Raw genomic sequence first — 11,867 nt, 5'->3', positions numbered from 1 at the left:
TTATTTTCCTCTGATAATTTCTACCGGATCTACTTTACTGGCTTTTAAAGCGGGGAAAAGTCCGGCAATGGTCGTTGTAAATAATGCAAAAGTAATCCCGATTCCATAATATATGGGATTGTAATTAATAGGGTAAGTTTTTACCGTAGGTAACGAAGCCGTTTCAAACGGTATAACATCTATAATAGATGAGAAAACGTAACCAAACAGCAAACCAAACAATCCTCCGGCAAGTCCAATAATTATAGAAAGCGAAACAAAAATCCATTTCACATCATTCCCAGAAAATCCAGTGGCTTTCAAAATTGCAATACTGTCCATTTTTTCATAAATCATCATGTTCAGAATATTATAAATTCCAAAACCGGCAACAATCAGCAACACTACTCCAACGGAATACGAAATAATACTTCGTACCGTACTTCCGGTTTCAAACTGAGAATTTGCAGTTTGGTAATCAATCGTATCCAAATTAAAAGTATTCTGAAACTCTTTTGCAACAGCAGGTGCTGAAGCCATATCATATAAATTTATCTGTATATCCGTGATGTAATTTGTAGGTTCGCCTTGCAATTTTTGGGCTGTAGCCAAAGAAGTATAACTCGTTATATTGTCGATTTCAGCAATTCCAATTTCAGAAATACCCACAATTTTGAGCGAAGCTAAATTCCCTTTAGAAGTGGTAATCTTGATGATATCTCCTTTGGTAAGCAACATTTTATCTGACAAGCCTTTCCCGATAATAATACTGTTATTCTGAAGCAAATCAGCTACTTTTCCCTCTGTAATATAATCGCTGATTTTAAATAACTTATCTTCGGGCAAAACATCAATTCCATTAATTATCCCTGAGATTTCAATAGTTCCTGAATTAAAAAAAACCGGTGAAGTCACCTTTGGAGCAACATCAATGACACGTGGATCTTTTTTTAAAACATCCAAAATTGTTTTACTGTTGTAAATGGATTTCCCACGATCTTTCGGTTTAATCGAACGAACAAAATTGGTCTTCTTTTGGAATTTTTTAGATAAATAGACAGGTTGATTTTCTGAAGGTTTAATTTCGTTGTACAGCAACACATGGGGAGTTCTGTTTAGCATTAAGCCATCCAATAAATCATTCAAACCATTCATAAAACTAACCAAAGCAATAAACATAGCTATACTGAACGTTACTCCAATAGCAGCGACAATCGTTTGTTTTAATCGCGCCCGAAGCAAATGTAGTGCAATGTTTAATATGAGTTTAAAGTTCATTATTTGGGTTTATAAATCATTTCTTCCGCGGTTAATCCCGATACTATTTCCACTTTCTGATAATCGCTTAAGCCCGTTTTTATTTCGCGTTTTTCGTCTTTATTTACTAAAACATATTTGCCTTCTATTAAATATGTTTTTGGAATCGTAATGGTATTTTGCTTAATCTGAATGATAATATTGGCTTCGGCGGTAAGATTTGGATAGAGTTTCTCGGGTGGTTTTATAAAATGCGCTTCGATTTTAAAAGTACGGGAACGTTCGTTCATTATCGGGTAAATTTTATCAATGACGGCATCAAAAACTTGTCCTTTATAACTGTCCATTGTCACCAATACTTTTTGTCCCGTTCTCACGCGAACCATGTCATTTTCGTCCACTTCCAGTTCCAACAAAAATGAATTTTCCTGACCAATTATTGCCAAAGGGGTTTGTGGTGTAACTAATGTTCCTTCTTTTACCAAGACATCAAATAGCTTTCCAGAGAAGACGCTTTTAACGATAAAATCACTTTGGGATTTCTGATTGATTTTTAGGTTGATACTATTTCTGCTTTGATCATTCTTCAATTGGGCTTTGAGTTGTGCCAATTGATTTTTAGCCGATTCGTAATTAATCTTGGAACTTTTATAAGCTAATTCGACTCTTTCAAAATCAACTTCCGAAATTCCTCCTTGATTTATTATATTTTTATTTCGGTTATAAATAGATTCGTCCAAAGACAATTTGTCTCTGCTTGATTGGACTTTCATTTCCATTTCGGCAATTTTATCTTGAATATAACGACTACTTTCCAGACTCAATTGATACGCTAATCGAGCATTTTCCGTATTAAGTTCCGCTTTACCACTCTCCAATTCAAATAGTGATTGGCCTTTAGTAATGGATTGACCGGCGATAACATTTACTTTTTGTAATGTGCCGTTTACGGTTGCATAAACCGTGTACTGCCCATCTGCTTTTATAACTCCGGAAGCATAAACACTTTCCGTAACTTCTCCTACTGTTGGCTTAATTCCATCTGTTTCCTTTTTAGAACAAGAAAATAAACTAAGAACTAATAAACAAAATAGGGATCGTAATTTCAAACTCATTTCGCTTCTTATTTAACGGTATAGGTTGTTGTAAATTCTTTCTATAAATATACGACAATATCCATTTTGAAGTTAAAATTCATTGTTGTAAAATTATGAGATAAAAAGCGTTGGGTAATGAGGACAATAGGATAATTAAAGTTTCTTTTCCATTTTGTAATCTTCCATTTTGTAGCCATGCTCCAATAGAATCTCTTCTTCTGAAACTACTTCAAATCCTATTTTTTTATAAAACGAAATGGCTTTATTGAATTTATTTACATTTAATGAAACTACAACCGAATGATTTTCCTTGGCAAAATTTTCTACAGCTTCAATAAGCAACTTACCCGCTCCTTTTCCCTGTGCCTCAGGCAACATATAGATTTTATGAAGGCGAGTGCATTTTTCGTTTAAATAATTGTGTTCATACGAAGCAAAACCAAGACAAACTTCTCCCTCATTTACCAAGAGAAAACGATGTCCTTTTTCGTTTAAATTTTTAAGTAAGGTTTTCTCTGAATAGAACAAATCGAGCATATAATCAATTTGTTCTTTCGATAAAATAGAACCGTAAGCGATTGGCCAGGATTTATAGGCAATTTCTCGGATAGTTTTAAAGTCGTGTATGGCGGCGTCAGCTATTAGTAACATTGTGATTTATTATTGAAATTAAAGCAAATCTCCTTTTGGAATAAAAACATAAAATTTAGCACCTACATTTGGTTTTGCTTTTACTTTTATAAATCCTTTGTGATTATCTACAATTCTACTGCAAATAGCCAGACCAAGTCCAGTTCCAGAATATTTAGGATCCGTTTCCAATCGCTTGAACAATAGGAATATTTTATCTGAATACTCTTGTTTGAAACCAATTCCGTTATCAGAAATGACAATTTTATGGTAATCTTTTTTATTGGCGATTTTATAATCAAGCATTTCTTTTTCTGTAATTTTTTTAGAAGCAATACTGATTTCTGGAGCAATATCTTCTTTACTGTATTTAAGGGAATTTGAAATTAAATTTATAAAAAGCTGCTTCACCTGAAAAGGTATCGCTTTAATTGTAGGCAAATTTCCAATTGTGATAATGGCTTTTTTATCTTCAATATTAGACGATAAATCTTGAAGTATTTCTTCAATAATTTTATTGACATCCGTTTTTACAAAAACCTTATCCCCTTTTATTGTTCTGGAATAATTCACTAAATCAATTAATAAGGTCTGCATTCTATTTGCAGTTACGCGAATTTTTGAGAAATATTCTTTCCCTTGAGAGGTAAGCAAGTCCGATTCCTTTCCTTCTAATCTGGAGATAAACATTTGAATCTTGCGAAGTGGCTCCTGCAAATCATGACTTACAATATTGTTAAAAGCCTCGAGTTCCGTATTTATATATTTTAGTTCTTTATTATTATTTTCAAGCTCGAGTGTTTTATTATACTGGCTTGTAATATCATAATTAACGCCTATTTTAATCAAATCTCCATTACCGTTTTTAGTAAAACTACCAACGCCCATAATATATTTTATATCACCGTTTGGAGTCAAAAATCGGAAAATCGTTGAGGTAGATTGATGATTAACCAAAGAATCAGTATGTACTTTAGTCACATATTCTAAATCATCCGGATGAATATATTTAATTGAATTTTCTAAATTTGGTTCAAAAGAATTAGGTTCAACTCCCATCAATCGAAATAAATTATCTGAAAAAGTATAGGTATTAGTTTCTAAATTAGTCATCCAATGCCCGAAACTGGCTGTCATTTCAGCAGAATTATAGGACTCATTCAGCAGTTTTAGTTGATCATTCGCCTTTTTGAGTTCATCAATATCAACATTCATTTTTTGGAACGAAAGTAATAATATCATTAGCGAAAGAATAACTAATAAAAAAGCGGTAATGATTGAATCTTGTAATTCAAACTGATGATTATTGTTTTCAAATTCCGTTTTTGCACTTTCAGAAAATATAATTTTAGTGACAAAGGATTTCATCATTTCAGTAACATTACTGTTCTCCAATAACATTGCATTTATCGCTACAGGACCCGAATTTTTACTTTGTGCAAGAAGTAAGGTCTTCCTGAATATTTTGAATCTAAGATCAATAAGTCTTTTTAATCGGTCTATATCATTATATCTGGCAGTGTCATTTGCAGTTAACAACCTAAGCTTTGTAATGCTTTCTTCAATTTTACCCCTGCTCAAAAAACGATCTTGTATATAAGCAGCATCTTTTGTGATAATATAACTTCGCAGGCTCGTTTCGTAATTACTCATTACGGATAACAGTTTTTCTAATTCGAGTTGCGTTTCATTTGAATTTGCAATTAATTCAACCGTTGAATCAAGCTTTTTCATTTGGGAATAAAACATCGAGGCTATATAACAAACAACAACAATTGCAATAGCTAAAGCTATTTTAAACACTTGTGAGTTTTTATATAGTCCAAGAATTTTCATTTATTCCTTATTATATGCTAAAGAAAAAAGTCTCGATATTTAAACCTGAGGTATGAAATTGCCAATTCATATTTACAACCTCCTTGATTACTTTTTTTAGTTTAGAAAAATCATTGGGTTTTTTAATGTAGATATTTGCTCCTTCAATAAAGGTGTCTTCAATATCTTTTTCTGATGAAGAGGTAGAATATATGGCAATCGAAACATCTTTAAAACGAGTGTTTGATCTAATTTCTTTCAGACAGTCAATTCCTGTTTTTCCTGGCATATTCAAATCTAGAAATAAAACATGAGGCAACTTAATTTCAGGATGCACTAAATAATCCATTAGATCATTACCATCTTTAAATAGAGTCAACTTATTATTCATTTTAAGCTCTTGTATAGCTTCACTAAAAAAAGTGCGATCATCTTCGTCATCGTCAGCTAAAAGAATATGCATTGAATCTTGGTGTGTAATCATAAAATATAGGGTATATTTTTAATTTTTATTTAATCATTATTAGATAACTCTCTCTTTTTACCTACTATCCTTTTAAACATTGAGGGTGTTAGTCCTGTTACTTTTTTAAATTGAGTTGATAAGTAAGCTACGCTACTATAGTTTAACTCATGAGAAATTTCGGTTAACGTAAGTTTCTCTTCAATTATAAGTTTTTTGGCTCTTTCAATCTTTTGAATAATAATAAAATTCTCAATAGATGTAAATGTATATTCCGAAAAAACATTAGTAATGTAACCGTACCTAAAGTTCAGTTTATCCGATAAATATTGAGAAATCGTTATGTTTGGAAATTTCTCTTTTTCATATACAATCTCAATTATAGCGTCTTTAATTTTTTGGATTAATTGTCCTTTTGGATTATCAATAATCTGAATGCCATACTTTGTTAAACCTACTTGAAGTTCTGCCAAAACATCTTCAGAAACACTATCTCCAATTTCAATTTGTCCTAAATCCAACAGTTGATATTTAATATCGAATTTTTCTAATTGATCTTGTAATATTGCCTTACAAGCAATATTTCCATCATAATTAAAATTGAGTTTCATATCAATAAACAAGTGTTAAGGTTAAAATTAAATCATAAATGTAAATCAAAAAATATTAATCTGGTAACAAATAATTTATTTTAAATACAAAACATTGTCTTCTTTTAAACGCAATAAATATAAATAACTGATTATTAAGGTTCTTAAATCGTTCATTATTTACTAAAAATTAGAACTAAAATCGGCTATAATAAAAAACTACCCATGAATTGTTTCATTTTTACCGTAATTTGTTATAATATTTTCTTCAAATTCGAGCCATTCTCTCCAACGCTTTTCAACGTCAATTCCTACTCCATATTTTCTTGCATAAGTAATAAAAGTAGTGTAATGTCCTGCTTCACTCTCCATCAAATCCCTGTAAAAAACAGATAATTCTTCGTCTTGAATGTTTTCCGAAAGTACTTTGAAACGCTCACAACTTCTGGCTTCTATCATTGCTGAAAACAATAACCGTTCCACTAAACTGGAAACTCTGCTTCCATCGCTGCTTTTTTTCATGTACAAATACAATTCATTCACATATTCATCTTTGCGTTCACGCCCCAATTTCAAGCCACGCTTAATAATGATATTGTGAACTTGCTCAAAATGATCGATTTCTTCTTTGGCCAAAGCCAATAAATCCTTCACTAAATCTTGATGCTCTGAATTGTTTGTGATAATCGTAATGGCATTTGTAGCAGCTTTTTGTTCACACCAAGCGTGATCTGTCAAGATTTCCTCAATGTTCTTTTCTACAATATTGACCCATCTTGGATCCGTTGGTAATTTTAATCTTAGTACAGACATTTATACAATTTGTTTAAAGTTTAAAGTTACATTAAAATAAAAAAAGTTTAAAGTTTAAAAAATTGCGATCACTTTCCGTAAACACAAAACCTTAAACCTTAAACTTTAAACTTTTTTGAACTTTTTAGTATACGAAAATAGCTCTTTCGCTCATCATTTCGTTTACTTCATTAGCTACAGCTTCGATAACATCTTCGTTAGTGTAGTCTACCAATACTCTGTCAATTAGAGCAACAATAGTTTCCATATCTTCTTCAACTAGACCACGAGTGGTAATAGCAGCAGTTCCTACACGAATACCTGAAGTTACAAATGGTGATTTATCATCAAATGGAACCATGTTTTTATTTACGGTAATTTCTGCTTTTACCAATGCATTTTCAGCATCTTTTCCAGAAATATTCTTGTTTCTTAAATCAATCAACATCATGTGATTGTCTGTTCCGCCAGAAATGATTTCATATCCTCTTTTTACAAAAGCATCCGCCATAGCGTTAGCATTTTTTTGTAATTGTAAAGCATATGTAAAAAATTCATCTTTCAAAGCTTCACCAAAAGCTACTGCTTTTGCAGCAATGATGTGCATTAACGGACCACCTTGATTTCCAGGAAAAACAGCCAAATCTAATAAAGAAGACATCATTCTGATTTCTCCTTTTGGTGTAGTTAAACCAAATGGATTTTCGAAATCTTTACCCATCATAATCAAACCACCACGAGGACCACGTAACGTTTTGTGTGTTGTAGTAGTTACAATATGGCAATGAGGCAATGGATCATTCATCAATCCTTTTGCAATAAGTCCGGCAGGATGAGAAATATCAGCTAGTAAAATAGCACCAACACTGTCAGCAATTACTCTGAAACGCTCAAAATCCATATCACGAGAATAAGCCGAAGCTCCTGCAATGATTAATTTTGGTTGTTCTTTAGTTGCAATTTCTTGAATTTTATCATAATCTAATCTTCCTGTTTCCTTATCTACACCATAAAATGAAGGTGTGTATAAACGTCCCGAAAAATTAACTGGTGAACCGTGGGTTAAGTGTCCTCCATGAGACAAATCAAAACCTAAAATTTTATCACCTGGTTTGATACAAGCGTGATAAACCGCTGTATTAGCTTGTGAACCAGAGTGCGGCTGTACATTTGCATATTCAGCTCCAAATAATTCTTTGGCTCTGTCAATAGCAATTTGTTCAACAACATCAACTACTTCACAACCGCCGTAGTATCTTTTGCCAGGATATCCTTCAGCATATTTGTTAGTTAAAACAGAACCAGCTGCTTCCATTACTTCGTCACTTACGAAGTTTTCCGAAGCAATAAGTTCTAATCCGTGAATTTGTCTTTCTTGTTCTTCTAGAATAAGGTCAAAAATTTGTTCGTCGCGTTGCATTTTTTTGATTTTCGTTAATTTGATGCAAAAATACAAAAAAACGTTTGGTTAATAGTTAGATTATAATATATTTGATGAGTAATTTTTTAACAAAATAATTAACAAAATATGCCAATAACAGCTAACGATACCAATAGAAAATCATGGCTAGAAGTACCTGTCAACAGTGATTTCCCTATTCAAAATATTCCTTTTGGAGTTTTCCTTACCAAAGAAAACATTGTAACCGTAGGAACAAGAATTGGAGATTTCGCAATCGATTTGGGAGCTTTACAACAATTAAATTATTTTGAAGGTATTGAACTGACGGATGATATGTTCATGCAGGATACTTTGAATGATTTTATTTCTGATGGTCAAAAAACATGGCGTTTGGTTCGAAACCGAATTGCGGAGCTTTTTGATGTGACAAATTCGAAACTACAAGATAATGCAAAAGACAGAGATATAATAATTTTCAAAATGGAAGATGTTGAAATGCAATTACCGGTACTTATTGGTGATTACACTGACTTCTATTCCAGTAAAGAGCACGCAACTAATGTAGGAAAAATGTTCCGTGACCCTGAAAATGCATTATTACCAAACTGGCTTCATATTCCTGTGGGCTATCATGGCAGAAGTTCTACCATCGTTCCATCAGGAATTCCGGTTCACAGACCAATGGGACAAACGTTACCAAACGGAGAAACCACGCCAGTTTTTGGACCTTCACGTTCAGTAGATTTTGAACTTGAAACTGCTTTTATTACTACGGATGTAAATATAATGGGAGAAAACATTGCTGTAACTGAAGCTGAAGATTATATTTTCGGGATGGTTTTATTGAATGACTGGAGTGCCCGCGACATTCAAAAATGGGAATATGTACCATTAGGACCATTCTTGGCGAAAAACTTTGCAACTTCAATTTCCCCTTGGATAGTTACTATGGATGCTTTGGAACCTTTTAGAACCAAAGGACCAAAACAAGAGCCTACTCCACTTCCCTATTTGCAACAAAAAGGAAAACATTCATTTGACATCAATTTAGAGGTGGCAATTCAGCCTGAAAATGCAAAACCAACAGTAGTTTCGCACTCTAATTTTAAATATTTATACTGGTCAATGTGCCAACAATTAGCACATCATACTTCTAATGGATGTCGTGTAAATTCTGGTGACATGATGGGTTCAGGAACTATTTCCGGCCCAACTGAAGACAGTTTTGGTTCCATGTTAGAATTAACTTGGGGCGGAAAAAATCCAATAAAAATGGGCGACGGAACAGAGCGTAAATTTATCAATGACAATGACACCGTAATCATGAAAGGTTTTTGCCAAAATGGTCAGGTCCGAATTGGTTTTGGTGAAGTTTCCAGCAAATTACTGCCTCCTTTTGTGAGACAATAAAAAATTAGAAATACACTTTTTAAAACCTAACATTTATTCTATTTTTGTTAGGTTTTTTTATGGCATTATTTTTGGATTTTAAAATTCAAAACCCGTAAAACTGCTTAAAAACAGTAGAAACAATTTCGAAAAATCATTTACTTAACTGTAAGCTTATGAAAAAAATTACTCTTTTATTATCCCTGTTTCTCCTTGTTTCCTCTTGTGGCGTGAAACAAACCCAAAATTTATTAAGCTCTGGAAATTACGACCAAGCAATTGATAATGCCGTTTCAAATTTGCGAACCAATAAAGATAAAAAAGGCAAACAAGATTATGTTTACTTGCTGGAAGAGGCTTTCGCCAAAGCAAAAGAACGTGATTTAAATGCCATTAATTTATTAGCAAAAGATGCTAATCCTGCTCAATTGGAAAAAATGTACAACACGTATTTACAATTGAATTCCCGTCAGGAAAAAATTAAACCGTTACTTCCTTTGAAACTACTTAAAGAAGGACGAAATGCTATTTTTCCATTTGATAATTATAACGACCAAATCATTGACAGCAAAAATGCCTTATCAGCGTACTTGTATGCTAATGCAAAAAAATTAATGGGAACTTCAGACAAAATGAATTACCGAAAAGCGTATGATGATATGGAATATTTAAACCAAATAACTCCAAATTATAAAAACGTTTTACAACTCATGGATGAAGCTAAATTTAAAGGTTCTGATTATGTATCGGTTTACACCAAAAACGAAACGAATATGATTATCCCGGTTCGTCTTCAAAATGACTTATTGGATTTTAGCACCTATGGATTGAACGACAAATGGACAGTCTACCACAGCAACAAACAAAAAGGAATTGATTATGATTATGGAATGGTAATTAACTTTAGACATATTTATATTTCGCCTGAGCAAATAAAAGAAAGAGAGTTTGTAAAAGACCGCATTATAAAAGATGGTGTCAAAAAACTGATTGACGCCAACGGAAAAGAAGTTTTGGACGAAAAAGGCAAAGTGGTGATGGTGGATGATATGAGAAATGCAACAGTACGTATTTATGAATTCAGACAGTTTAAATCCTGTCAAATTACTGCCAAAGTAGATTACATCAACTTTAAAAGCAATCAATTATTACAATCTTTCCCAATAGCCAGTGAGTTTATTTTCGAAAATATTTATGCAACATATAAAGGTGATCGACGCGCTTCTGACGATAATTATTACTCTTATTTTGACAAAAGAGCGGTAGCTTTTCCTAGCAATGAACAAATGGTTTATGATACCGGAGAAGATTTAAAAGCCAAAATAAAAGATGTAATCAGCAGAAACAGGTTTAGAAACTAATATTTTAAATTAATACTATTACATAAAACTCCTTGATAATTAAGCCTATCAAGGAGTTTTTCAATTTAAAAAATCAACAATACATTAAAATTTTGTTACAAAACACAAAATTAGTGTTGTGTTTTAAAAATATGTGTACTTTTGCACCAATGAATAAAATAAGTTTACATATAACTTCTTTGTCACGGACAAACAGACCTACTACTTCTCCCGAAGTACGGATACTATCCCTATAGTACCCAAAAGCTGTTTCGTATCTTTATTCATTTTTCATTTTTTCCGTTTTGAAATTACCGCTATTTTCCATTGGATTAATATATCCAAAAATTAATACTTATTTATCACTATCGTATTGTAGTTCAATTTATTGCACAACAATCGACTGTTTTAGTATTATATTTGAATTTGGCGAAAATGCATTTCAAAAACAAATACACGAATCATTTTTTAACTCAAAATAATCGCTTGAAATGAAAATTTCTATCATTGTAACTCAGGAAGAACATTATAAGTATTCGCAAGAAATATGCGATACTATTGAATCGTCCGCCTTATTGAGAGGTACTGGGATTGCAAAAAGAACTCCTGAATACATCCAAAAAAAGATGGAAAGTAAAGATGCCGTTATCGCATTAGATAATGGGAAATTTGCCGGTTTTTGCTATATCGAAAGTTGGCAACACGGAAAATTTGTAGCACATTCTGGATTGATTGTACATCCTGATTACAGAAATTTAGGTTTAGCAAAAAAAATCAAATCATTTGTTTTTGACTATTCATTAGAGAAATATCCAGACGCTAAGGTTTTTGGAATCACTACTGGTTTAGCGGTAATGAAAATAAATTCCGATTTGGGGTACAAACCTGTTCCTTTTTCAGAATTGACCAGCGACCCAAGTTTTTGGAAAGGATGTCAAACGTGCACCAATTATGAAATCCTAAAAAGTAAAGACAACAAAATGTGTTTGTGTACCGGAATGCTTTATGACCCAAAAGAAAAGCCTAAAGATCCGCCTAAACACCCATTTAATGTCAGAGTATTAAACCGATTAAAATCAATTAAAGAAGCCTTGTTCTTAAAAAAATAATATC

General features: G+C 32.5%; 11 protein-coding genes. 3 read left to right on the top strand and 8 right to left on the bottom strand.

All coding sequences use genetic code 11. From position 1 onward, the window contains the following. The 8 genes from CLV00_RS10465 to glyA form a co-directional block, all read right to left on the bottom strand. Positions 1 to 1,257, bottom strand: a complete 1,257-nt coding sequence (locus tag CLV00_RS10465; protein ID WP_099715152.1) for an FtsX-like permease family protein — start codon at positions 1,255 to 1,257, stop codon at positions 1 to 3. After that, complete coding sequence (locus CLV00_RS10460) at positions 1,257 to 2,351, bottom strand: efflux RND transporter periplasmic adaptor subunit (protein ID WP_099715151.1); 1,095 nt, start codon at positions 2,349 to 2,351, stop codon at positions 1,257 to 1,259. Before CLV00_RS10460 ends, CLV00_RS10465 begins: the two co-directional genes overlap by 1 nt. A 135-nt stretch (positions 2,352 to 2,486) precedes the next feature. Further along, a complete protein-coding gene (locus CLV00_RS10455; protein WP_099715150.1) occupies positions 2,487 to 2,984 on the bottom strand; it encodes a GNAT family N-acetyltransferase in 498 nt (165 codons plus the stop codon). A gap of 18 nt (positions 2,985 to 3,002) precedes the next feature. Beyond that, positions 3,003 to 4,799: an ATP-binding protein gene (locus tag CLV00_RS10450; RefSeq protein WP_099715149.1), complete on the bottom strand. Its 1,797-nt coding sequence runs from the start codon at positions 4,797 to 4,799 to the stop codon at positions 3,003 to 3,005. A gap of 10 nt (positions 4,800 to 4,809) precedes the next feature. Further along, positions 4,810 to 5,262 carry a response regulator gene (locus CLV00_RS10445; RefSeq protein WP_233206883.1) on the bottom strand — a complete coding sequence of 151 codons (453 nt, stop codon included), beginning with the start codon at positions 5,260 to 5,262 and terminating at the stop codon, positions 4,810 to 4,812. A gap of 29 nt (positions 5,263 to 5,291) precedes the next feature. After that, positions 5,292 to 5,852 carry an AraC family transcriptional regulator gene (locus CLV00_RS10440; protein ID WP_099715147.1) on the bottom strand — a complete coding sequence of 187 codons (561 nt, stop codon included), beginning with the start codon at positions 5,850 to 5,852 and terminating at the stop codon, positions 5,292 to 5,294. A 198-nt stretch (positions 5,853 to 6,050) separates the two neighbouring features. Then, the gene (locus tag CLV00_RS10435) at positions 6,051 to 6,644 is read right to left on the bottom strand and encodes a tRNA-(ms[2]io[6]A)-hydroxylase (protein ID WP_099715146.1); all 594 of its coding nucleotides are present in this window, start codon (positions 6,642 to 6,644) and stop codon (positions 6,051 to 6,053) included. Positions 6,645 to 6,768: 124 nt separating this feature from the next. Beyond that, positions 6,769 to 8,043 carry a serine hydroxymethyltransferase gene (gene glyA, locus CLV00_RS10430; protein ID WP_099715145.1) on the bottom strand — a complete coding sequence of 425 codons (1,275 nt, stop codon included), beginning with the start codon at positions 8,041 to 8,043 and terminating at the stop codon, positions 6,769 to 6,771. Between the two features lie 108 nt (positions 8,044 to 8,151). On the opposite strand from glyA, the gene fahA reads away from it, so the two are divergent. From fahA to CLV00_RS10415, 3 genes are all read left to right on the top strand, one after another. Next, complete coding sequence (fahA, locus tag CLV00_RS10425; RefSeq protein WP_099715144.1) at positions 8,152 to 9,435, top strand: fumarylacetoacetase; 1,284 nt, start codon at positions 8,152 to 8,154, stop codon at positions 9,433 to 9,435. Between the two features lie 155 nt (positions 9,436 to 9,590). After that, positions 9,591 to 10,775 carry a hypothetical protein gene (locus tag CLV00_RS10420; protein ID WP_099715143.1) on the top strand — a complete coding sequence of 395 codons (1,185 nt, stop codon included), beginning with the start codon at positions 9,591 to 9,593 and terminating at the stop codon, positions 10,773 to 10,775. A gap of 470 nt (positions 10,776 to 11,245) precedes the next feature. Next, positions 11,246 to 11,863, top strand: a complete 618-nt coding sequence (locus tag CLV00_RS10415; RefSeq protein WP_099715142.1) for a GNAT family N-acetyltransferase — start codon at positions 11,246 to 11,248, stop codon at positions 11,861 to 11,863. Positions 11,864 to 11,867 lie beyond the last annotated feature (4 nt).

It is taken from the genome of Flavobacterium sp. 11, assembly GCF_002754315.1.
Taxonomy (GTDB): Bacteria; Bacteroidota; Bacteroidia; order Flavobacteriales; family Flavobacteriaceae; genus Flavobacterium; species Flavobacterium algoritolerans.
Note: the sequence above shows the minus strand (reverse complement) of the source record. Positions and strands in the feature narration are given on the sequence as shown.

Bases quoted from the DNA above. Each gene is read 5' to 3' on its own strand.
- CLV00_RS10465 (WP_099715152.1), bottom strand. From the start codon at position 1,257: ATGAACTTTAAACTCATATTAAACATTGCACTACATTTGCTTCGGGCG.
- CLV00_RS10460 (WP_099715151.1), bottom strand. From the start codon at position 2,351: ATGAGTTTGAAATTACGATCCCTATTTTGTTTATTAGTTCTTAGTTTA.
- CLV00_RS10455 (WP_099715150.1), bottom strand. From the start codon at position 2,984: ATGTTACTAATAGCTGACGCCGCCATACACGACTTTAAAACTATCCGA.
- CLV00_RS10450 (WP_099715149.1), bottom strand. From the start codon at position 4,799: ATGAAAATTCTTGGACTATATAAAAACTCACAAGTGTTTAAAATAGCT.
- CLV00_RS10445 (WP_233206883.1), bottom strand. From the start codon at position 5,262: ATGATTACACACCAAGATTCAATGCATATTCTTTTAGCTGACGATGAC.
- CLV00_RS10440 (WP_099715147.1), bottom strand. From the start codon at position 5,852: ATGAAACTCAATTTTAATTATGATGGAAATATTGCTTGTAAGGCAATA.
- CLV00_RS10435 (WP_099715146.1), bottom strand. From the start codon at position 6,644: ATGTCTGTACTAAGATTAAAATTACCAACGGATCCAAGATGGGTCAAT.
- glyA (WP_099715145.1), bottom strand. From the start codon at position 8,043: ATGCAACGCGACGAACAAATTTTTGACCTTATTCTAGAAGAACAAGAA.
- fahA (WP_099715144.1), top strand. From the start codon at position 8,152: ATGCCAATAACAGCTAACGATACCAATAGAAAATCATGGCTAGAAGTA.
- CLV00_RS10420 (WP_099715143.1), top strand. From the start codon at position 9,591: ATGAAAAAAATTACTCTTTTATTATCCCTGTTTCTCCTTGTTTCCTCT.
- CLV00_RS10415 (WP_099715142.1), top strand. From the start codon at position 11,246: ATGAAAATTTCTATCATTGTAACTCAGGAAGAACATTATAAGTATTCG.